This window comes from Pontibacter pudoricolor, from assembly GCF_010092985.1.
GTDB lineage: Bacteria > Bacteroidota > Bacteroidia > Cytophagales > Hymenobacteraceae > Pontibacter > Pontibacter pudoricolor.
The window spans coordinates 413,856-437,056 of the sequence record NZ_CP048106.1; the positions used below are offsets into that span (position 1 = coordinate 413,856).

The 23,201-nt window shown below is 45.5% G+C and carries 14 protein-coding genes; 11 read left to right on the forward strand and 3 right to left on the reverse strand.

All coding sequences use genetic code 11. From position 1 onward, the window contains the following. The first annotated feature begins 184 nt into the window (after window positions 1-184). Genes rfbF through GSQ66_RS01880 form a run of 7 tightly spaced genes read left to right on the forward strand, consistent with a single transcriptional unit; the run spans window position 185 to window position 7,499 of the window. Entirely contained in the window at window positions 185-988 is an 804-nt protein-coding gene (rfbF, locus tag GSQ66_RS01850; protein WP_162425893.1) for a glucose-1-phosphate cytidylyltransferase, read from the forward strand. Window positions 989-1,023: 35 nt separating this feature from the next. Further along, the gene (locus GSQ66_RS01855; RefSeq protein WP_162425894.1) at window positions 1,024-2,112 is read left to right on the forward strand and encodes an NAD-dependent epimerase/dehydratase family protein; all 1,089 of its coding nucleotides are present in this window, start codon (window positions 1,024-1,026) and stop codon (window positions 2,110-2,112) included. A 9-nt stretch (window positions 2,113-2,121) separates the two neighbouring features. Next, on the forward strand, window positions 2,122-2,685 hold the full coding sequence (gene rfbC, locus GSQ66_RS01860; protein WP_162425895.1) for a dTDP-4-dehydrorhamnose 3,5-epimerase: 564 nt from the start codon (window positions 2,122-2,124) through the stop codon (window positions 2,683-2,685). Between the two features lie 44 nt (window positions 2,686-2,729). After that, on the forward strand, window positions 2,730-4,100 hold the full coding sequence (locus tag GSQ66_RS01865; protein WP_162425896.1) for an NAD(P)H-dependent oxidoreductase: 1,371 nt from the start codon (window positions 2,730-2,732) through the stop codon (window positions 4,098-4,100). A 42-nt stretch (window positions 4,101-4,142) separates the two neighbouring features. After that, window positions 4,143-5,456: a class I SAM-dependent methyltransferase gene (locus tag GSQ66_RS01870; RefSeq protein ID WP_162425897.1), complete on the forward strand. Its 1,314-nt coding sequence runs from the start codon at window positions 4,143-4,145 to the stop codon at window positions 5,454-5,456. 55 nt (window positions 5,457-5,511) lie between these two features. Further along, the gene (locus GSQ66_RS01875) at window positions 5,512-6,270 is read left to right on the forward strand and encodes a nucleotidyltransferase family protein (protein ID WP_162425898.1); all 759 of its coding nucleotides are present in this window, start codon (window positions 5,512-5,514) and stop codon (window positions 6,268-6,270) included. A gap of 17 nt (window positions 6,271-6,287) precedes the next feature. Beyond that, a complete protein-coding gene (locus GSQ66_RS01880; RefSeq protein ID WP_162425899.1) occupies window positions 6,288-7,499 on the forward strand; it encodes a glycosyltransferase family 4 protein in 1,212 nt (403 codons plus the stop codon). 46 nt (window positions 7,500-7,545) lie between these two features. Here the strand turns inward: GSQ66_RS01880 and GSQ66_RS01885 are convergent, their stop codons facing one another. The 3 genes from GSQ66_RS01885 to GSQ66_RS01895 are packed head-to-tail and all read right to left on the reverse strand — an operon-like array spanning window position 7,546 to window position 11,442. Next, window positions 7,546-8,784, reverse strand: coding sequence for a glycosyltransferase family 61 protein (locus GSQ66_RS01885; protein ID WP_162425900.1), 1,239 nt, complete (start codon window positions 8,782-8,784; stop codon window positions 7,546-7,548). A 57-nt stretch (window positions 8,785-8,841) separates the two neighbouring features. Beyond that, entirely contained in the window at window positions 8,842-9,951 is a 1,110-nt protein-coding gene (locus GSQ66_RS01890) for an alginate O-acetyltransferase AlgX-related protein (RefSeq protein ID WP_162425901.1), read from the reverse strand. A 12-nt stretch (window positions 9,952-9,963) separates the two neighbouring features. Beyond that, window positions 9,964-11,442 (reverse strand): MBOAT family O-acyltransferase, encoded by a 1,479-nt coding sequence (locus GSQ66_RS01895; protein ID WP_162425902.1) that lies wholly within the window; start codon window positions 11,440-11,442, stop codon window positions 9,964-9,966. Window positions 11,443-11,882: 440 nt separating this feature from the next. Here GSQ66_RS01895 and GSQ66_RS01900 point away from each other — a divergent pair, with 440 nt between their 5' ends. The 4 genes from GSQ66_RS01900 (at window position 11,883) to GSQ66_RS01915 (ending at window position 23,140) form a co-directional block, all read left to right on the forward strand. Then, entirely contained in the window at window positions 11,883-15,731 is a 3,849-nt protein-coding gene (locus GSQ66_RS01900) for an Ig-like domain-containing protein (RefSeq protein ID WP_162425903.1), read from the forward strand. A gap of 9 nt (window positions 15,732-15,740) precedes the next feature. After that, window positions 15,741-16,721, forward strand: a complete 981-nt coding sequence (locus tag GSQ66_RS01905) for a PorP/SprF family type IX secretion system membrane protein (RefSeq protein ID WP_162425904.1) — start codon at window positions 15,741-15,743, stop codon at window positions 16,719-16,721. Between the two features lie 412 nt (window positions 16,722-17,133). After that, window positions 17,134-19,407: a LamG-like jellyroll fold domain-containing protein gene (locus tag GSQ66_RS01910; RefSeq protein WP_162425905.1), complete on the forward strand. Its 2,274-nt coding sequence runs from the start codon at window positions 17,134-17,136 to the stop codon at window positions 19,405-19,407. Window positions 19,408-19,549: 142 nt separating this feature from the next. Further along, a complete protein-coding gene (locus tag GSQ66_RS01915) occupies window positions 19,550-23,140 on the forward strand; it encodes a PQQ-dependent sugar dehydrogenase (RefSeq protein WP_162425906.1) in 3,591 nt (1,196 codons plus the stop codon). The last annotated feature ends 61 nt before the right edge of the window (window positions 23,141-23,201 follow it).

Consider the following 23,201-nt stretch of genomic DNA (forward strand, 5'->3'; position numbering starts at 1 on the left):
CGCGCCTGAAAGTGCATTACCTGTCGAAACAGCAGCATGAAGGGAGGCCTTTAAAAAAAATTAAAATTTAACAAATCAAAATATAGCGATTGCCGTATCAATTACCGACCGCAACAAAAGCTGAACGAACACAGAAACAAGCAACGGCGGTAACTTAAACAAAACCCTCTAAACCCTTATACTTATGAAAGCAGTTATACTTGCTGGCGGTTACGGAACCCGAATTAGCGAAGAGAGCGGCGTAAGACCTAAACCCATGGTCGAAATTGGTGGAAAGCCTATCCTTTGGCACATCATGAAGATCTACTCTTACTATGGCATAAATGAATTTGTGATCTGCTGTGGCTACAAAGGCCACATGATCAAAGAATACTTTGCAAACTACTGCCTCCATAATTCTGATGTAACCTTTGATATGCGCAAAAACAGCATGGAAGTACACAGAAACAATACCGAATCGTGGAAAGTGACGCTGGTAGATACCGGAGAAGGTACTATGACCGGCGGTCGCTTGAAACGTGTAAAAGAATATGTTGGAAACGAAACCTTCTGTTTAACTTATGGTGATGGCGTAAGCGATGTGGATGTAGCTGCATCTATAGAGTTCCATAAAGCCCAGGGAACAATGGCTACACTTACTGCTGTGCAGCAACCAGGCCGTTTCGGAGCTTTCAACCTTTCTTCAGAAGCAACCAGAATCAACCAGTTCCAGGAGAAGCCAACAGGTGGCGAAATGCCATGGATCAACGGTGGTTTCTTTGTGCTGGAGCCAGGCGTGTTTGATTACATTGAAGATGATAACACTACCTGGGAGCGTGAGCCAATGGAACAACTGGCCAAAGAAGGCGAATTGTCAGCCTACCGCCACACCGGTTTCTGGCAGCCAATGGATACCCTGCGCGACAAGCATGTGCTGGAAGAACTATGGCAGAAAAACGAAGCGCCATGGAATGTATGGCAAAAGATGCTATCCAGTGCTAAAAACTAAGAAATCCCTTCCCAAACAATAAAATTCCTTTATAAATGAAGATATTAATAACCGGAAATATGGGTTATGTAGGCCCTGGCGTTGTTAGCCAGTTGCGCGCTACCTACCCGGAAGCTACGCTTATTGGCTATGATATGGCCTATTTTGCAACCAGTCTGACAAATGCCCCATACCTGCCGGAGAGCAAACTGGACCAGCAACTGTTCGGAGATGTGCGCACCATGCCAGCTGATGTACTGGAAGGCGTGGATGCCGTAGTGCATTTAGCTGCTATCTCGAATGACCCGATGGGTACTAAATTCGAGGAAGTAACACTGGACGTAAACTATAGATCAACTATAAAAATCGCTGAGATGGCGAAAGTTGCCGGCGTAAAGAACTATGTGTTTGCATCAAGCTGCAGTATGTACGGTGCAGCATCAGAGCAAGCCAAAACAGAAGAATCGGAGCTGAACCCGTTAACAGCTTATGCAAGATCTAAAGTAGCATCTGAGAAAGAGCTTGCTCCGTTGGCCGGCGATGGCTTTACGGTAACCTGCCTGCGTTTTGCAACAGCCTGCGGTATGAGCGACAGATTACGTCTGGACCTGGTACTGAACGACTTCGTTGCCGGCGCAATCTCAACTGGTAAGATAACTATACTGAGCGATGGAAGCCCATGGAGACCATTGATCCATGTGAAAGATATGGCACGCGCTATTGAGTGGGCTATTACCAGAACACCAGATAACGGTGGCGAATTTTTGGCGGTGAATGCCGGAAGCAACGAATGGAACTACCAGGTAAAAGAACTTGCTGAAACTGTAGCTGAAGTTATACCGGGCACTGAAGTTAGTGTAAACTTAGAAGCTGCTCCGGATAAACGCTCGTACCGCGTAAACTTCGACAAGTTCAAGGCCTTGGCGCCAAACCATCAGCCGCAGGTATCGTTGAAGCAGGCTATTCAGGAATTGCGCGATGGCTTAACCGAAATGCGCTTTAAAGATGGAAACTTCCGCGATTCGATGTTAATGCGCCTGAAAGTGCTGACCAGCCTGCAGGATTCCAATGCCATTAACGACCAGCTCCAGTGGAACCGTAATAAAGCCAAAGCAGCCAGAGAAACCGAATTAGAAATCGCTTAATATCCAACTATGATATTTACTGAAACAAAGCTGAAAGGCGCTTATATAATTGACGTAAAACGTATCGAAGACGAGCGTGGTTTTTTTGGCCGTTCATTTTGCCAGAAAGAGTTCGAAGAGTTCGGTTTAACAAATGACATCCGCCAGGCAAACGTATCTTATAACAAGAAAAAAGGTACACTGCGCGGCATGCACATGCAGCTGGCCCCGAACGAAGAAACCAAGCTGGTACGCTGCACACGTGGTGCTATATACGATGTGATCATTGATATGCGCCCGGACTCTGAAACCTATAAGCAGTGGATAGGCGTGGAGCTTACAGCTGATAACTATAGAATGCTGTTCGTGCCGGAAGGTTTTGCACACGGCTTTATTACGCTGGAAGACAACACCGATGTAACCTACAATGTAACGGAATTCTATACACCAGGCGCTGAGCGTGGTATCCGTTGGAATGATCCTGCCTTTAACATCGAATGGCCAATTGAGCCTGTGGTGATCTCGGAAAAAGACCAGGCGCACCCTGATTTTGAAGAAGTAACCAAAGAAACTGAAGGAAAGCTGCTGGTGTAATACCGGCAGCTTTCTGCATATAACCCTTTAACTCAAAATATAAAATGATAATAATTGACACTGCATTAGCCAAGCGTCACGCAGATAATAACCCAATCAGGGTTGCCATGGTTGGTGCCGGCTTTATGGGCCGCGGCATCGCGCTTCAGATCTGCAAATATGTGCAGGGCATGGAGCTGGTAGCCATCGCAAACCGTGATATCTCAAAAGCAAAAAGAGCTTATACCGAAGCCAGCGTTTTAACTGGTGTGGAAGAAGTCGCATCGGTTGAGAAACTGGAAGAGAATATCCGCCAGGGAAAGTTTAGCATTACTGATGATGCCATGCTGCTTTGTAAAGCCGAGGGCATTGATGCCATTATAGAAGTGACCGGCGCCGTAGAGTTCGGTACAAACGTAGCTATGCGCGCCATCGAAAACGGAAAGCACATCATTATGATGAATGCCGAAGTGGATGGTACCGTTGGCCCGATCCTGAAAGTATACGCTGATAAAGCCGGAGTTATATTTACCAATTCGGATGGTGACCAGCCGGGCGTGATCATGAACCTGTACCGTTTTGTAAAAGGACTTGGCGTGAAGCCGGTGCTTTGCGGAAACATTAAAGGTTTGCACGACCCATACCGTAACCCAACCACCCAGAAAGGCTTCGCCGAGAAATGGGGCCAGAAACCAGAGATGGTTACTTCGTTTGCCGATGGCAGCAAAATTTCGTTTGAGCAGGCTATAGTTGCTAACGGGACAGGTATGCGTGTAGCTAAACGCGGTATGCATGGCCCAACAGTAGCACCAGGTACGCCCCTGAAAGATTGCGTTCACAACCTGTATCCATTAGAAGATCTGACAAATGGCCCGGGTATAGTTGATTATGTAGTTGCCGCCGAGCCAGGACCAGGTGTATTTGTACTGGGCACGCACGATGACCCTATTCAACAGCATTACCTGAATTTGTATAAGCTGGGTGAAGGGCCTTTATTTTTATTCTATACGCCTTACCACCTGTGCCATTTCGAGGTGCCAACTACTGTGGCCCGTGCCGTATTGTTTAACGATGCAGCACTTGCGCCAACGGGTGCACCTACCGTAGAAGTTGTATCCGCAGCCAAAATAGACCTGAAAGCCGGACAAGTGGTGGACGGAATAGGACATTACATGACCTATGGTTTATGTGAGAACGCAGACACAACTATAGCTGAGAACCTGCTGCCAATTGGTGTAGCCGAAGGCTGTGTGCTAAAGCGTGACATCCCAAAAGACCAGGTGCTGACGTATGATGATGTTGTTTTACCGGAAGGCCGATTTGTAGATAAACTACGCGACATCCAGCGTCGCTATTTTAACGCAACCGACGAAGCTGAAAAAGCGAATTTATTAAACAGCATCTATGATAAAAAAGAGTTTTTAAGCGAAGCATAAAGCTGACTTTCGCAATTTTCTCACCCTAATTGCTATACCCTTATGAATTGCCGATTCTGTGAACAGGAGCTTCAGCATAAGTTTGTTGACCTGGTTAATTGTCCTCCTTCAAATTCGTTTCTGATAGAAGAACAGTTAAATGAGCCTGAAGTATATTACCCGCTCGTTACGTATGTATGTGATAACTGTTTTTTGGTGCAGGTAGATGAGTATAAAAAAGCGAAGGATATATTTGACAAGGAGTACGTTTACTTTTCATCGTACTCTAAAAGCTGGGTAGAGCATGCCCGCAGGTATACAGAATCCATGATAGATCGTTTTAAGTATGACGATAAATCATTTGTGATGGAGATAGCCTCTAACGATGGGTACCTGCTGCAACATTTTGTGAAGCAGGGTATTCCTGTTTTAGGAATTGAGCCAACCGAAAACACGGCGGCTGTGGCTATTGAAAAAGGCATACCAACCATAACGGAATATTTTGGTGCGGATTTCGCGCATTGGCTTAAAAACCGCAAGCAGAAACCAGACCTGATCATCGGTAATAATGTGCTGGCGCATGTGCCTGATATAGATGATTTTGTGGAAGGACTGAAAGTGGCGTTGCGCAAAAGCGGCGTAATTACGATGGAGTTTCCACACTTGCTGCGCCTGATTGAAGATTGCCAGTTTGATACGATCTATCATGAGCATTTCTCTTACCTGTCATTCACTACCGTAAAGCGGATTTTCGAGGCTCACGCGCTGGAACTGTTTGATGTGGAAAAAGTGCCTACCCATGGTGGTTCTCTGCGCATCTTTGCGAAACATAAACGCGATAAGAGCAAATTCATTTCGCCGAGCGTAGCAGAGCTCTTAATAGAGGAAGAAAAATTTGGCTTGAACTCTCTTGCGTGTTACCAAGGCTTTCAGCAGAAAGTAGACAAGATTAAAGATGACATGCTAAACTTTTTGTATGGGCAGAAACAACTTGGCAAAAAAGTAATTGGCTATGGCGCTGCCGCAAAAGGCAATACATTGCTGAACTTTGCCGGCATAAAGGGCAGCGACCTTATAAAGTTCGTAGTGGATGCTGCGCCATCTAAACAAGGCAAGTATCTGCCAGGCAGCCATATTCCGGTGTGCGACGAAAGTAAGATCAGGCAATATAAGCCTGACTATGTGGTCATCTTCCCCTGGAACCTGAAGGAGGAAGTCATGGATCAGTTAACTTATATAAGAGAGTGGGGTGGTAAATTTGTAACTTTTATACCTGATGTAAGGATCTACCATACAAAAGTGGACGCTAAAGTAGAACAAACAAGCTGGCACCTGAAAGAGCACGCCATGCTACTATTCTCCTTATTGATCGGATAATAATTAAAGCAAAGTTAGAAGGACAGGCGACATAGTTTCCTGTCCTTTTTCTGTTATGAGAAAAATCGCAGGCATTATTCCGGCAGCAGGGCTGGGAAGCAGGCTGGGGCAGATGCCCTGTAGCAAAGAACTATACCCACTTGGGTTTAAATCAGATGGTACTTCTAAAGTAGCGTCGGAGTATTTACTGGAACTCATGCAGCAGGGTGGAGCCGGACAGGTATACTTTATACTACGCAATGGCAAATGGGATATACCAGGCTATTTCGGAGATGGCAGCAACTATAGTATTTCCTTTGCTTATCTGCTGATGAACCGACCTTACGGAACACCGTTTTCTGTTGACCAGGCCTGTAGTTTCGTGCGGGATAAAACTATAGTTTTCGGTTTTCCTGATATTATAGTTGAGCCCCAAAATGTGTTCACCCAGCTTCTGGCAAGGCAAGCAGAAACGGATGCAACTATAGTTCTGGGTTTGTTTGAAGTAGCGTACCCGCATAAATGGGATATGGTGGAAGCGGACAATGCCGGAAATGTTAAAACTATAGTTCCAAAGCCTGAAAGCTCGGACTTAACTATGGCCTGGTGTATGGCTGTATGGACACCTGAGTTTACAGAGTTTATGCATCAGTATTTACAGCAGATAGAGCAGAAGTTTATAGTTGGGGAGTTGAAAGAATTGCCTATGGGCGCTGTTATACAGGCCGCTATTGATAACGGTATGACAGTGCAATCCGTATGTTTCTCCGGAGGCAGCTGCCTGGACATTGGCACACCCGAAGACCTTAAGAAAGCTATTAAGCGCTTTACCTGATTTACCCTTATACCCTAATGAGAATCCTACTGGTACATAACCATTACAAACAATCTGCCGGCGAAGACACCGTTTTTTTTGCCGAAGCAGCCTTACTGGAAAGCAATGGTCATAAAGTTGAACTGTTTACGCTTACAAACAACGAGGTAAACTCCATTACTGAAAAATTACAGGCTGCTGCCGGTGTGCTATACAATTCTAATAGCGCGAAACTGGTAGAGGCTAAACTGAAATCCATTAAACCGGATATCGTTCACGTGCATAACTTCTTTCCGCTTGTATCGCCGGCCGTTTTTTATGTGGCTCAAAAACTGAATATACCCGTTGTGATGACGCTGCATAACTATAGACTGATCTGCCCGAGTGCGTATCAACACTACAATGGCCGGTTGCACTTAGAGAATGCTGCACAGGTTTTCCCGGTAAAAGCTATAGTTGATAAAGCGTATCGTGACTCTTATTTCCAGACGGCATCTGTGGTGCTGACAACTGGCATACATAAGCTGCTCGGTACCTGGCAAACAAAAGTAGACCGTTACATTGCGCTTACCCAGGGTGCTGCCAATATGTTCCTGAACTCTTCGCTCAAACTAAAGCCGGAGCAGCTAACTATAAAGCCCAACTTTACAACGGACCTTGGAGAAGGAGCGGCTGAGAGGCAAAATTACTTCCTGTTTGTAGGCAGACTCTCGCCTGAGAAAGGAGTGGAGACCCTGCTCAGAGCCAATAAACTGCATCCGTTTAACCTAAAGATTATTGGCGACGGACCTTTACGTGGAGCCGTGGAAGAACATGCTGCCACACATCCGAATGTAACATATTTAGGCTACCAGAAACGACCAAGGGTAGAAGAGGAGCTGAAGCACGCAAAAGGCCTCATTTTCACATCAGAATGGCCCGAAATGTTTGGTATGACAATTATTGAATCCTTCTCGACAGGTACACCTGTTATCGCTTCCGATATTGGTGGGGCGGCGCACCTGGTGCAACACAACTATAACGGATTATTGTATACCCCGCAAAACGCCCAAAAACTGGCGGAACAGGTAAAACTGCTTGAAAGTAACAGTGAATTAGCCCACACCCTTGGGCAGGCCGCACGGCAAACATACCTGCAAAACTATACAGCTGAAGTGAACTATAGATTGCTGCTGGATATCTACACAGAGGTTATAAAAGCAAAAAGAAAGTCTGCCCCGGTATTGGCCGAAGCAGACTTCCAACTATAATAGTTATTTAAAAATACGGGCTGTCAGGTTATAACAGCCCGTATTTTTAGGCCACTTTCATTTTAGCCTGTACAGTCTTCTTTTTTAACTTTTGAAGCAGATCAACAACTTTACCTATCTGCACAGTAATGTTGGCACGCTGCCCCTGGTTAAAGTTATAGACCTTGCGCCTGTTAGGGAAGATAATGTAGTTATAATCCAGGTCCAGTTTGGTGGCAATGTCATAAAACGGTTCCACTACAAAGCCTTCGTTAAAGATCTCTACCACTTTTGTGCCCGGCTTACAGAAGAATAAATTGATCAGGCCGGCACCGGTGGCACCCATGACCACGTCGGCTTTAGAGAATAGCTTTACTTTTTCTTTTATAGTTAACTTACTCGAAATGATCTTCTGGAAATTAAACGGAGCCAGGGCTTCCATCAATTCATCTTCGTTCTGAACAACTCTTAAACTGGAGTCTGAGCGGCTGATGTATAGCGAGGGAGCGTCTGGTGTGATCAGATCTTCCTCCTCTTCGGCAAAAGGTAAAAACGACGACTGTATATAGTTGCACAGCCATTGCGGTACAAGTGTATGGTTACCACGTGGTGCCGTAGAAGCTATAATGCAATCGGCCGTAATATGCGTATACTTATCGCCTTCAATAATTTTATTAGCAGGTATGCCCAGTAACTCCAGTGTTTCCCGCTGGTAATCGTAACGGATGCTTGGTGCCAGGAACCAGTCTACCTTATCATAAAGGCCGCTTTCGCGTAGCAGGTGCAGGCGGGGCAACACATCTATAAACCAGTGCCCGATATTGTTAAGGCCAGCACCGCCGGTAAGCAACGAAAACACAGTTCCTTCAAAACGATGGGGAGCAGTAAAGAAGCGCTGTTCAAAAATATTGTTCAGATTTGGTTCCGTTACTTTCCCGCCAACCAGGCTCAGCGATACGTTTTCGATAAGACGGTTATACTGGGTAACTATGGCTACACTGCTTTCATTGTCGGTATAGAGGCGGCCGTTTGGCACCTCCACTACCATGTAATCGGTTTTTACTTCGCGTGCAGGCTTCCAGTAAAAAGAGCCTGCCTCATATAATTCTTCCGATATATTAAGCTGTGTTTTAAGCCCGGGATAAATACTATGTACTTTTACTTCTTTCGGGTGTTGGGAATTTAAGTCTTCAATTTTAACCCTGCAGACATCTGATGGCCTATAGCGTGTGTTGTATGGGATGATGCGCCCCATAATCTTTTTGACTTGTTTATTCCCCTTGTGGTAGTAGGCCTTAAATTTCATTTGTCTATTTCTTAGTATTCAACAGCGTTTTAGTAAACAGGAAAAGTTTGTTTCTCACTACTTGGTATAGTTTACAAAATGGCTCGCGTCTTTTTTGTCCGGGTCATTCTGACTGAGTTGCCGCACAACTAAATCCGCAGCTACTTTAACTGCGATATTGTTCCAGTGCGCATCATCGGTTGGGTACAAAGCAATGTTTTCCTGCTCGTGAAGTTTTTCAAAATCTGTTTGTGTATCTACTACATCAATATCGCGTTTACGCAACTCTGCCATTAACCTTGGCAAAAAGTCAGGTTTCTTCTTAGACGGCAGCATCTGGTAGTAAATGTTTTCTTTGTTAGGGATAGGCATAAATAAAAACCTGATTCCACGCTCCCGGAGTGCTTCTTTGTAGCCTTCCAGGGTGTTTGCCATTTCCATGATCTCATCTTCTGTATAGTCGCGGTTCGCGATCTCTCCTTCAATAAAGAACTCGTTGTTATACGAGATGTATTCTTTTCTGCCGAAAGCACGTTCGAGGCTGGCCAGGGTGCGGTGGTATAAACCTAATTTGGTGATGCGGTCCGCTGTTACAAAAAGGTATGTAAGCAGCGGGGAAGAGTTTATATGATTACCTGTAAAGTTCCTGATCCTGGAACCAAAGCTATTTGCTCCAACCGGGGTAAGATGTGGAATTCTGCGCTCTATGCTGGAAACGATCACCAGTTCCGGCGGATCCTGGATAAACCTGTCTGTAGCCAGGAAACGGCTCATAGTGGCAGGTGCGAAAGAATAAACATCTTTTTGCAGCTGGCGCTCCAATACTTCGGCAAGCGTTTCATCCTGTGATAATTTGGCCCCTGTTATGTTAGAATCCCCGATCAGCAGTACATCGTGCTCAGTATCACGGTTGCGGTAGCCGTATGCATCTGTAAACCACTCTACTTTACGCTTGGTAGCAAATGGTGTATGCGGGGCAAGTTCGCCTTCTTCCTCCATAATCATGTGCTGGTTCGGGTAAAAAGGACCAGCCATCACGTCCATTTTATTTACGGAAATGGTTTCCCAGATGCGGAAGGTGAAGAAGTTGATCGGAACTATAGTTGCTTCGATAACCGGCCACAAAGCAAATGGTAACACCAGCAAGGTTAGTTTAACCAGCAGCTTTTTTACGCCCTTGTTTTTCATAACCTTATACAATTAGAATTGAAAATAAATAAACTCCTGGTTGCCGAACTGACCGAAAAGCAGTACCGCAATCAGAGCAACATAATATACACCCCACCTCACTACTGCAGGCCGCTGCATGATCAGCTGCGATACACTGCCATTCCGCTGAATGAGGTGCACTGTTTCCATGATGAGTATGGCCACTACGGAAACTATAAATATCTTAGGTCCCTGGTCCATGAACAGCACATGATCTAAGTTTATGCCTGCAAATACCTGACCGATGTTGCCAAGGCCTACAAAACTATACTTGATGATATAGAATGCATCGGAGATATTATTAGCCCGGAAAAAGATCCAGGAAAAGCATACCAGCACAAAGACGCTGAGTACCTGAACCCACTTATATAACACGGGGTGACTGGTAAGACCTATAGTTCGGGCCAGTGCATCGCGCTGTTTGGCAGTAACCAAAGCAAATACCAGGTAAAAGCCGTGCAGTGCTCCCCATACAACAAACGTCCAGTTGGCACCGTGCCATAGCCCACTCACCAGAAACGTAAGAAACAGGTTATAGTACCAGCGCCATTTAACCACACGGTTACCTCCCAACGGTATGTATAAATAGTCCCTGAACCAGCTCGAAAGCGATATATGCCAGCGACTCCAGAACTCAGATATCGATTTTGAAAAATATGGCCTTCTGAAGTTCTCCATCAGGTTGTAGCCCATAACCTGGGCCGCGCCAATGGCTATGTCAGAGTATCCCGAAAAGTCACAATAGATCTGGAAAGCGAAAAATACGGTGGCCAGTATGAGCGTAATGCCCTCATAATCTGTAGGGTTGTTATATACCTGGTTTACCAGCAGGGCCAGGTTATCTGCTATCACAATCTTTTTAAAGAAGCCCCAGGCCATGCGGCGCAAACCGGCAACCACACGGTAATAATCAAAATCGAAACTGGAACGCAACTGCCCAAGCAGGTTTTCGGCACGCTCAATCGGGCCTGCAACTAACTGCGGAAAGAATGTAATGAAGAGCGCGAAGATACCTAAGTGCTTCTCTGCCTTAATGCGACCCTGGTATACATCTATACTATAGCTCATCGTCTGAAAGGTATAGAACGAGATGCCCATAGGCAATAGCAGCTCAAAGGCAGGCATTGCATAATTCATTCCCAGGCCCTCGGCAATTCCACGCGCACTGTCGTTAAAGAAGTTGTAATATTTAAAGAGCCCTAAGGTAGCCAGGTTGGCTATGAGTGATATATATAAATAGGGTTTTCGCTTGTCTTTTTCTTCGTCAGAGTAGCGGCCCATGGCACGACCTGTCAGGTAATCTACTATTGTGGAAGCCACTAAAATAATGGTGTATGCTGGCTTCCAGGACATGTAAAAGTAGTAGCTGGCAAGCAACAGGATGATCCATCTTTTATTGCGTGGCGCCAGGAAATACAGGGTAACTACTACCGGAAAGAAGATGAAGAATTCAGTAGAGTTAAATAACATATTTGTGGCCTGTTTGAGTGTAGAGGATAGTTTTGTGTCAGAGCCTTGGATATGCTCCAGGTAATTTTATAAGCCAGCCTTAAGCTTATGCCCGTTTATTTTTTTTCTATTATATAGTTATTGGGTAAAAAGGTTGGGCCAAATCCGGAATATTTTTTGACCAGAATATAGTTAACCTCATATAGGCGTTTATACGGTATATTATTTTTTTGAATATGATTTTATTTTTTATCTATATGACTTATTAAGTTTTTTTGTATTAAAAAGATATAACCTTCCCTAGATATAGTCGTTTAAGAGGGCAGCAAATTTGTATATAATTTACAGTGTATATGCCCCACCCTTACTCTAAAAGGCTATTTCGCCTTTTTTTAGTATTTCTAATTGTACTTACTACTCATGTTACTGCTTCTCTTGCAGCGCATGTTACTATAGTTGCCTTGGCAACGCCTACCTTACAAGCAAAGCCATCGTTGGTTGGTGCTATAACTATAAAATGGACACCCGTTTCGAACGCAACAGGCTATGTTCTGGAAAAATCGAATACCGGAGATGAATCAACTTTTGTAACGCTTAAAACTTTTAGTGCTTCTGAAACATACTTCCGTCACACAGGCCTGTACTATAGCCAGAAAATATACTACCGCATAAAAGCTACTGGTACTGGAGAAGAATCGGCTTATAGTTCGGTTACCAGTGCTACTACCCATGCACAAAACAAAGAATATAGGATAATGCCGCTCGGTGACTCAAATACCGAAGGTGGTGCATCCAGTGTCCCGCATGATGAAATGGCTTCGTACCGGGCCAGGTTGGAACAGCTGTTAGATGGAACCGGCATTAAAAACAACTATGATTTTGTTGGGAGCGAGCAATCGGGAAGCAAGTATTTAAACGACCTGGATCATGCCGGTATGGGAGGAGCCCGCAACGAAGACATTGTGACACTGCTACAGAACGGCTTTTATACCCGCTATTTTGATGGCAAGCATATGGGAATGGATAACGCAGGCAACTATTTACAGGCATTTACTCCAGACATTGTTTTGCTACATATTGGTACCAACGACATTAACAATGATGGTACTGATAACTCACAGGTAACTATTGCTGAGCTGGAAATGATACTGAATGAGATAGATAAATACGAGCAGAGTTCAGGAAGAGAAGTAACCGTTATACTTGCCAAAATAATAAAGTCTCTCTGTATTGGGAACGATTGTTTTAAAGGAGCAACCGCTACTAAAAACGATATTATTGAGCTGTATAATAACAAAATGCAGGCCCTGGCAGCCAAACGTATAACAGCAGGCGACAGGTTGGAGTTGGTGGATATGGCGGATGCCGGTATTAAATATGAGTACACCCAAACCGGAGGCGACATGGCAGACCGGCTGCACCCGGCTATGAGCGGCTATAATAAAATGGCCACCGTATGGTTCCCGGTCCTGGATAAGCTCTTAAACGTACAAACACCTGCTCCGGACACAGAAGCACCTGAAACGAGCATTGCAACAAAACCAGCTGCAAACACAAACAGCAAAACCGCTACGTTTACCTTTACCAGCAATGAGCAGGATGTAACGTACCAGGTAAGCTTTAATGGTGCTGCATTCGCAGCCGTTACCAACCCCTATACAATAAATAACCTGGCAGACGGAGCACATACAATTAAAGTAAGGGCAGTAGATGGAGCCAATAACCTTGATGCCACTCCAGCCACATATACCTGGACTGTTGATACACAGTCCCCGGGTGTTCCTGTAGTGTTAGCTCCGGAGGAAGGTGCGTTACTGAATAAGAACAAACCAACGATTAGCGGAACTGCAGAAGCAGGAACTACTGTAAAGGTTTTTGAAGGAAGTACGCAGTTAGGAACTGCAACCGCTGCCGCGAACGGTAGCTGGAGTTTTGTGACTGGCACTGCGCTAACCGATGGAGCCCATAAACTTACCGCAAAAGCTACAGATGCAGCCGGCAACACCAGTGCAGGCAGCGCCATCCGTAGTTTTACTATTGATACCAAAGCGCCTGAGACAACTATAGTTAGCGGCCCACCAGCTACAACCAACAGCAAGTCGGCTGAGTTTAACTTAACCAGTAGCGAAAACGACGTAACCTACGAAGCCAGCCTGGACGGAGCACCTTTTGCAACTGTCAGCAACCCGATAACATATAATAACCTGCAGGACGGAACGCATACATTTAGGGTAAGAGCCATAGATGCAGCAGGCAACACCGACACTTCGCCTGCTACACACACCTGGACAATAGATGCCACACCGCCTGCACCTCCTGTTATAGTTGCTGTTTCTGAAGACCGTGGCCCTGTCAACAACGATAAGATCACTGCTGATAACACCTTAAAGCTGAGCGGTACTTCTGAAGCCAATGCAACTATAGCGGTAGCACAAACAGGAAAGGGAACTATAGGAACCACAAAAGCTAACAGTTCCGGTAACTGGGAATTTGATTATGAAGCTACTGCCCTTACAGCAGGCAACTATACCTTTACAGCTACAGCCGCCGACGCTTTAGGAAATACAAGTGCGTCAGGTGGCAACTTTGCCGTAACTATAGACCTTACGGCACCTTCCGCAGCAATTTCCGCAACAGAGAACGGGCCTGTAAACGGGCCTTTCGAGATAAGTATCAGGTTTGATGAAGCTGTTTATGGATTGGTTGCTGCTGATGTAGCTGTTACCAACGGAACTATAAGCAACCTGAAAAGTACCGATGCAGCCAACTATAGCGCAACTATAACCCCAGCTACTAATGGTAACGTAACAGTGCAGTTGCCTGCGAGTAAAGTAACAGATCTGGCCGGAAACAACAATACAGCATCCGATGCTTTTGTGATGCAGTTTGATGTTACAAAGCCAACTATAGTTTTAAGTACTGATGCAGCCGCAACTATAAATGCAGCCTTCGAGGTAACTATAAAGGTAAGCGAACCTATAACCGGCTTTGATGTAAGTGATGTAACTGTGACCAATGGTAATGCTGCTGACCTCACGAAGCTGGATGATAAAACCTATACGGTGCGTATTACTCCAACAGCGCAGGGTGAGGTAAGTGTAACTATAGCCGCAAACAAAACACAGGATGCAGCTAAGAACGGGAATGAGGCTTCCAATAGTTTAAAGCGTGTTTTCGACTCTGCTGCACCGGCAGGTTATGCGGTAGCTTTTGGCGTAGAGCAGGTTAACATTGCAAACGAGCGTAAAGTATCTGTAAACATCACAGGAGCCGAAACCGGCGCAAACTATACCTATACCATCTCAAGTAGCAACGGTGGTGATCCGGTAACAGGCACCGGTGAAGCTAAAACAGCAACTATAAACATTTCTGACCTCGACCTTTCAGGACTTAAAGACGGTACCTTAACTGTTATAGTTTACCTGACTGACAAAGCCGGAAATAAAGGTGAAAATGCATCGGCACAGGTTGTAAAAGCAACCAAAGATATTGTATCCGTTACGGCAACCGGTGAGCTAAAAGTGCCTTTTAACACTGATTTTGCCGAGATAGCGCTGCCACAGAAAGTAAAAGTGAAATACAACACCGGCGAAGAAGATTATCTTGATGTAACCTGGCAGAAAGGCAACTATAACCAACTGGTACCCGGTAAATACACGATCAGTGGCGAACTTAAACTGGCCGCAAATACGACCAACTTTAATAACAGAAAAGGAAGTTTAGTAATAGAAGTAGAGCCAAACCGGCCACCAACCGCCCTGACCCTGAGCATCAGCAAGTTTAAGCCTGAAGCAGAGCCAACAGAAGTGCTGGGGACATTTACGACCGAAGACCCGGACGATGAAACGTTTACCTATAAGTTAATTGCCGGAGAAGGAGATAACCAGAACTCTTATTTCTTTATCCAGGATAATGAGCTACACCTGACCTCGAACAAAGGGCTTTCCGGTATCGTTGACTTTAAGATCAGGGTGCAAAGTAAGGACCCTTACAACAATACCATCGAGCGCTCATTTACTTTAACCAAATCAGTTTACGAGCCACAGGAGAAAATAAAACTGGTAAATACTTTCTCGCCGGACGGAGACGGGATAAACGATACCTGGGCTGTACCGGAGCTACGCTTCTATAATGAGGTGGAAATTACGGTTATGGACAGAGCCGGCGTGCGCCTGTACTACAGCACCGATCCTGAAACGGGATGGGATGGAAAAGGAAAGAACGGAGAGGTACAAAAGGGTCCATACTTCTATATCATACATATAAAAGATACAGGGCTGGTACAAAAAGGGGTGCTAACCGTTTTATAATAGCTTCACATGAAAAAATACATACTCCTGACTATACTGGCATTCTATAGTTTGAGCGCAACAGCGCAGACACGTAAATACATTGGTAACTTTTCGCAGGTGCGTCCTTACTATAACCCATCCCTGACGGGGCAGGAGGGAAGCCAGCTGAAAACAGTTTACCGCAACCAGTGGACCGGTTTTGAGGATGCCCCCAGGACGATATTCGCTTCGGCAGAATTTAACCTGAGCGACTTTAAAAAGAGCAAAGGCTACCAGCTGAATAATGGTACTGCCTATAGTACCGACATGCAGCATAGTCTGGGGCTGTTATTGCTCCGCGAGTCGTTCGGGCCATACAGCGAAACGCAGGCTAATCTGAGTTATAGTTCAGTCCTGAGGTTATCAGAAAAGTTTTCTCTCCGCTGGGGTGGTGCTTTAACCTACACTTTGCTGGCTTTAGATGGCAACAAACTTACAGTAGACCAGGAAAATGATCCGAAATATATCCGCCTGCTGGGCCAGCACAACCGGGGCAGCAAAATGGACCTGAACTTAGGCTTAACCCTGGAGGCAAAAAACTTTTACCTCAGCTATGCCATGCAGGATGTTACCGAAGGTAAAATGATCAAGTCAGGGGATGAGTTTATGGATGAGATGTATGCCCGCAGGCATGTTGGCCTTGCCGGATACCGCACTGCCCTAGCAGATGACCTGGGACTTGTGCTTAACACCATTTACCAGCACGATAAACAGGCCGAAGCAACTATAGAGGGGCAACTGAAAGCGGTTTACCATAACATGTTATGGGCAGGTGCCGGCTACAGAAATAACCTGGCTTTTACGGCCACCGCCGGCATCAAAATCAACAAACTGCAAATAAGTTATTTGTACGAATCTCCTGTAGCCGATGCCGCAACTATAGACAAGCCGTCTAACGAAATCACACTTGTCTACCAGCTCCGTGGCAGGCAATCAGCAGCACCTCAGAAGCAGGTACTACTCTGGTAATAAGAGGCGTAACACAACAATAAAATTGCATTGTGATTCAGGCAGGTAAAACGGGGTTATGCTTCTGGAATACAGGTATTTGCCTGGATTGGTTTGTAACTGCCTGATAATTAAAATTCCCGAACAAATAAGCTGTGTTACAGTAGAGCAATAGAACTGAATTATTTCTACAAACCTATACATCAAACCTCCGTAATATAAGAAGTTTCCAATAAAAGGAAATTTGAATACTTAGCATAAACACACTATAGTTACCGGAGTTGCCGGTTAATTCCGGCCTGCGAAACAAAGGCTGCTTATTTCTGATCCAGCATTTTTAAATAAGTAGCTTTTTACTTCCAGAATCCAAAATTACCCTTTATTAAGAGCGATCTTACTTATGATATATACTTACTGTTACTCCATAAGTAATATGGTTAAAGCTACTCAAGTGGGCTTTTGCCAGATTATCAGTTGCAGGCATCAGCATTATGTTGCTATCATTTTAGCTGTATTACTTTACCTGCCTTCATTCCAGGTTCAGGCGCAATGCCCAACCAACCTGATCCATCACTATACATTTGACGAAAAAACCGCCGGCACTTATGCTGATTATGTAAGCCCGGTTACAGCAAATTGTACCGAGTGCCCATCGCCTACTTCAAGTTTATTTGCAGGTGCCCAAAAGTTTGATGGTAGAAACGACGGGGTAGTTATCTCAGATAATGAACGCTTTGAGTGGGAAAATAATGTTGACTTTACGATAGAACTATGGGTGCAGGTAACCGGGAACGCAGGTAAGAACCAGGTGATCATGGGCCGCGTTGCCACAGACTCCAAAATGTCGTGGTGGGTGGGCGTGGACCCTGAAGGCTATGCTGTTTTTGAGCTGTATGATAAGAACCGGACGGGCTTTAAGACCGAGAAGATGGGCAAGAAGATCAATGATGGCAAATGGCACCACATTGTGGTAATGCGTAACGGTGGCCTGCTCAAAAACAAACTATACATCGACGGTTACAAAGTAGCAGATTTCTTTTACGATAAATACACGACCGATTTCAAGACCGTTGCGCCGGTAACTATAGGCTACTACAAACTCGACAATGGCTACCATTTTGCCGGAGCTATAGATGAGGTGATGCTCTATAACAAGGCACTAAATGAGACTGAGGTCAGATCGAGATATAACTATGGCTCTGCCGCTTACTGTGGCCCTGAAAATCTTCCTCCGGTTGTTATGTCTGAGCCTGTAACTTTTGGTGTGGCCGCACAGCCTTATACCTATGATGTACAGGCTATTGGAGTGCCTGCACCGGTTTACTCACTGGTTAACAGCCCGCAGGGCATGCGAATAAACGCCACAACCGGCGAAATTGAATGGGCACCAGCTACTGCTGGTAAGTTTAATGTAACTGTTAACGTTGAGAACAGCCTGGGTAAGGTGCAGCAGTCTTTCTCCATTAGTGTTAAACCCAGCATTACTGAACTAAGAGGCCTGCGCCACCACTGGATGCTGCACGAAGTAACCGGCACACAATACAAAGATTATTACACACCTTATAATGCCAGTTCCACCGCCGAAGCAAAGCCGGAGCCAATTCCCGGGGTAATTTCAGGAGGGCAGCGTTTTGATGGTGTAAAGACAGGGTTGAATGTCGAAAACAGCTCCAACTTTAACTGGTTGCCTGACGAAAGTTTCTCGATTGAACTATGGATGCGCACTACGGCCAGCACCGCTGGTAACAAAGTTCTTATAGGCCGCGATGGCAGGGATTCCGATCTTCACTGGTGGATCGGGGCTGACTCCGAAGGCCATGCAAGCTTCCAGTTAAAAGATTACCTCTGGGATGGCATTGGAATAGGCGGCGGCCCTAAACTGACAGATGGCGTATGGCACCATATAGTAGCTGTACGGGATGGCGCATCCGGGGCAAACAGGCTCTTCGTGGATGGCGTACAGGTAGCACAGGGCAGCTTTACTTATAAAAACGGCTTTCAGTCTATTACTCCTGTAAACATCGGCTACCTGGACCGCGAAGGCAGATACAGGTTTGAAGGCGATATGGATGAGGTGATGCTTTACGGTCGCGCCTTAACTGCAGAAGAAATAAAAAAACGCTACCAGACTGTTTTCGATGGTATAGTTGAGCTTATATCGTTCGAAGGCCGCTTTGAGGGTGGGGCTGTGGTACTGGATTGGGAAACACAGACAGAAGTAGGACTGTCGCATTTTATAGTTGAGCGCTCGGCAGATGGTACAGAGTTTACGGAAATAGGAACCGTGCAGGCGAATGGCACCAGTTCAGAACGACTTGCCTATAGTTTAACTGATCCGAGTCCGATCAAAGAACGCGGGTATTACCGGTTGCGCATCGTAAAGGAAAATGGCGCGTTCACCTATTCTCATGTTGTCATCATCGAGTTTGGCGGGACCATTGCATCCAGTTTCTTTTTGTATCCTAACCCGGTGCAAAGCGGAGATGTTAATGTGAATATTACCAACATGGTGCCTGATGAGCGTGTGGTCTACATGCTATCGAGTATAACAGGTAAAAAAATAACCACCCAGGAAATACAGGTAGCTGCTGATGGTACCTTAGATTTTATAGTTCCTATACCAGAGCAGTTAAGGGCAGGCATTTATGTGCTCTCTGTGATCTCAGAAGCCAAAACTATAAGCAGAAAGATAGTAGTCCTGGATTAAGGGTGCTGCAAAACGGCATTCCGGCAGTTGCAACTATAGACGGGGCCAGCCTTTGTTTTATAGTACTTTCTCGGCCCCTGCTTCTATTATATAAAGTACTTAAAGTTGAATGTATAGTAAATTAAATAGTTACCGATAATATATGAATAACTTTTACATAACGGCAAGAGAGCCTTCTGCTCAGGCACATCTCTCTGATTCCCGTAACAGAACGTTCAGGCACCCTGTCCGATTCAATTCAATCTTTTTTGCAGGGATACTACTGGTATTTCTCACTGTCTTTAGTGTTTTGCAAGCGTCAGCTCAATCTGCATCGGGCTTGCCTGATGGCTTTGTGGAGGAGCCCATTGGAGGAGAATGGAACATGGCAGTAGGTCTTAAGTTCTCCAAAGACGGCAAAAAAATGTTTGTTTGGGAGAAAGCAGGAAAGGTGTGGGTTGTTGAAAATGGAGAAAGAGGCACTATGCCGCTTCTCGATATCAGTGACGAAGTAGGCGACTGGGGAGACCACGGCTTACTTGGTTTTGAACTGGACCCTAACTTCGATACAAACGGATTTATTTACCTGTTATATGTAGTAGACCGCAACCACCTGATGAACTCGGGCAAAAGCGACTACGATCCCTCTAACATAAGCCAGAATGAAGCAACTATAGGCAGGGTTACGCGCTATACGGCCAGCCTGTCTAACGGTACCTATACTGTTAATACCAGTAGCAGAAAGGTGTTGCTTGGTGCAACAGCTTCTACAGGTATTCCGATTACATACATTTCGCATGGGGTAGGTTCCCTGGCATTCGGCGAAGATGGCTCTCTACTGGTTTCCGCTGGTGACGGTGCTACAGCCAATGGTGTAGACCATGGTTATTTTCCGAACGACCCGAAGAATGACACCTTTGTTCCGCAGGCACTTGTTGATGGTATCATCAGCTCTAAAGAAGATGTTGGGGCTTTCCGTTCGCAGCAGATCCAATCTTATAATGGTAAGATACTTCGTATAGACCCGGCAACTGGTAATGGATTGCCTACGAACCCGTTCTATGATGCCAGCAAACCTAATTCGGTGGCGTCGAAAGTATGGGCGTTAGGTTTAAGAAATCCATTCCGCTTTACAGTAAAACCAGGTACTGGTAGCTCCACTTCACCGGGCACTTTATATGTTGGCGATGTAGGCTGGATGGACTGGGAAGAAATCAATGTGGTAGATAAGGGTGGTATGAACCTGGGCTGGCCTATGTTCGAAGGCCTGATGGCGCAACCGTCGTACTTTGAAATTGCCAGAACTGTCATGAATCCTTTCATTCCCAATCCAAAGTATAGTGCGGCTACTGCCGGCAACTCTGATATGTGTAAAGAATTCTACACGTTCGGAAGTTTATTAAAGCAGGCGCAAAAAACCACAAAGCCCGAATTCCTGAATCCGTGCGATAATACGACCCCAATTCCTGATCAGTATACTTTTGTACATACCAGGCCTGTGGTGGATTGGGTAAATGACATTGTGCAGAATGGGGTTGCGCCTAAAGCAATAACAAGGATCGGTACATTTAATGGCGAAGAGGCTGCAACTGTTGGTATCGGCGAGGCTGGCTCTAATGTAGAAGGCAGTCCTTTCTTTGGCAGCTCCTCAACGGGTGGTATCTGGTACACTGGGTCAGACTTGCCTGCAGCATATAAAAACACGTACTTTTTTGGTGACTATGGCGCTGGCTGGATTAAGAATGCCGTGTTTGACGCGAATAATAAGCTTACTTCTATCCGAAATTTTATAGGCAAGGATGCGACTGTTACCGGTTTTGCGACTAACCCGGTAACGGGTGGTCTGTACTATATCAACTACGCCACTAAAGTTCTCAAGATCGCTTATTACGGTGGAAACCAGCCTCCGAAAGCTATCGCCAAAGCTGATAAGCTATTTGGTACAAGCCCGCTCACGGTTAAGTTTACAGGTAGTGAGTCTACAGATCCTGAGAACAAGGCATTGAAGTATGAATGGGATTTTGGCGATGGTTCTGCCAAGTCAACTGAAGCAAACCCGCAACATACGTTTACCTCTGCCCAGGCCGTAACCCGTACCGTAACGCTGAAGGTAACGGATGATGGCGGCCTGACAGCTGCAGCGAAACTAACTATAACACTCAACAATACGCCGCCTGTAGTAAACATCACCAGCCCGGCCGAAGGAACGCAATATCCGCTTGATAAGCCAACTACTTATAATTTAAGGGCAGATGTAACGGATAAGGAACACAGCGGTACTCAGTTAAGCTATGAGTGGCAAACGACATTATACCATAACACGCACAATCACCCGGAACCTGTAGATACCAAAAAAGAAACTACGGCTATAATAACTCCAATCGGCTGCGATGGTGAAACCTATTTTTACAGGATCAGCCTGAAGGTAACGGATGCCGGAGGACTTTCGACTACTGATTTTGTAGATGTGTACCCGAATTGCAGCGGGGGTATAGTTATGCCTGTGACTATAGCTTCACCGGTAAATAACGCCAGCTTCGCAGTAGGCCAGCAGATCGATCTGAAAGTAAGCTTTGCAGACGCTACCCGTAAATGGACGAAAGTGGTTTACTATGCAGGCAATACTCAGATCGGGGAATCATCTACAGCTCCATTTAACGCTAAATGGACTGGTGCTGCGGCAGGTACTTATAACATTACAGCACAGGCTACCGACGATGGGGTACACTTCCAGAGTTCCGATGCGGTTAAAATAGCAGTGGGAGGTTTAACGCAGGTAGAACTGCCAAACTGTTTGCCGGGCATTACACATTACTTTGGGTTTGATGAAGCCACAGCTGATGCCGGATTCAAGGATTATGCTTCTGCAGCTGTTGCCACTTGCACAGATTGCCCTGAAGTAATAAACGGTAAGTCTCAAAACGCACTTAAATTCTCTACTGCAACCCGGGTAAACCTGAACGATGCATCTAATTTCAGCTGGGGAGCTGCCACACCATTCTCGATCAGTTTCTGGATGCGTACTTCATCAACTGTAAACCGTAACTCCGTGATCATGGGGCGGAATGCTACCGAATCGGCTATGCACTGGTGGATAGGTACCGACGACCAGGGACACGCGATGTTCATGTTAAAGGATATAAACCACCAGGGGAACTTTGTAGGTGCAAAAGGACCAAAAGTGAATGATGGCAAGTGGCATTACATAACTGCCATACGCGATGCGGGCGCTAAAAAGAATATACTTTATGTAGATGGCGCCAAGGTTGATGAAATTGATATCAACTACGACAATGGTTTTGAAGGTGCTGCGGCCTTGAACATCGGCTATCTGGACTTGGGAGATGGCTATCATTTTGAAGGCGACCTGGATGAAATTAAATTATATTCCAGAGCATTAACCGTCGCTGATATTGCTGAAGAGTTTAACGGGGGTAATGGTAAGTACTGCGGCACCAACCCACTTGGTACAGGCACAGATGTTAACTTTAAAGGCAGATTTGATGTGTACCCGAACCCTACCAAAGGCAAGCAGGTTGCATTGCATGTTACCACGCTCAAGCCGAATGAAAAACTGACCTTATTGCTGACCGACGCCACCGGAAGGAAAGTGCTGGAGACAACCGTACAGGCAAACACGGCCGGCCTTCTGGAAAAGACCCTATCGTTAAGCAAAGTAAGTGCAGGCTTTTATAACCTTACCTTGTATTCTACCGAAAGAAGTATCAGCAGGAAACTGGTAGTTACAGATTAACTTACCTATAAAAAACAAAAAAGGGCACTTCAACTGAAGTGCCCTTTTTTTATGATTCAGA

Bases quoted from the DNA above. Each gene is read 5' to 3' on its own strand.
- rfbF (WP_162425893.1), top strand. From the start codon at position 185: ATGAAAGCAGTTATACTTGCTGGCGGTTACGGAACCCGAATTAGCGAA.
- GSQ66_RS01855 (WP_162425894.1), top strand. From the start codon at position 1,024: ATGAAGATATTAATAACCGGAAATATGGGTTATGTAGGCCCTGGCGTT.
- rfbC (WP_162425895.1), top strand. From the start codon at position 2,122: ATGATATTTACTGAAACAAAGCTGAAAGGCGCTTATATAATTGACGTA.
- GSQ66_RS01865 (WP_162425896.1), top strand. From the start codon at position 2,730: ATGATAATAATTGACACTGCATTAGCCAAGCGTCACGCAGATAATAAC.
- GSQ66_RS01870 (WP_162425897.1), top strand. From the start codon at position 4,143: ATGAATTGCCGATTCTGTGAACAGGAGCTTCAGCATAAGTTTGTTGAC.
- GSQ66_RS01875 (WP_162425898.1), top strand. From the start codon at position 5,512: ATGAGAAAAATCGCAGGCATTATTCCGGCAGCAGGGCTGGGAAGCAGG.
- GSQ66_RS01880 (WP_162425899.1), top strand. From the start codon at position 6,288: ATGAGAATCCTACTGGTACATAACCATTACAAACAATCTGCCGGCGAA.
- GSQ66_RS01885 (WP_162425900.1), bottom strand. From the start codon at position 8,784: ATGAAATTTAAGGCCTACTACCACAAGGGGAATAAACAAGTCAAAAAG.
- GSQ66_RS01890 (WP_162425901.1), bottom strand. From the start codon at position 9,951: ATGAAAAACAAGGGCGTAAAAAAGCTGCTGGTTAAACTAACCTTGCTG.
- GSQ66_RS01895 (WP_162425902.1), bottom strand. From the start codon at position 11,442: ATGTTATTTAACTCTACTGAATTCTTCATCTTCTTTCCGGTAGTAGTT.
- GSQ66_RS01905 (WP_162425904.1), top strand. From the start codon at position 15,741: ATGAAAAAATACATACTCCTGACTATACTGGCATTCTATAGTTTGAGC.
- GSQ66_RS01910 (WP_162425905.1), top strand. From the start codon at position 17,134: ATGGTTAAAGCTACTCAAGTGGGCTTTTGCCAGATTATCAGTTGCAGG.
- GSQ66_RS01915 (WP_162425906.1), top strand. From the start codon at position 19,550: ATGAATAACTTTTACATAACGGCAAGAGAGCCTTCTGCTCAGGCACAT.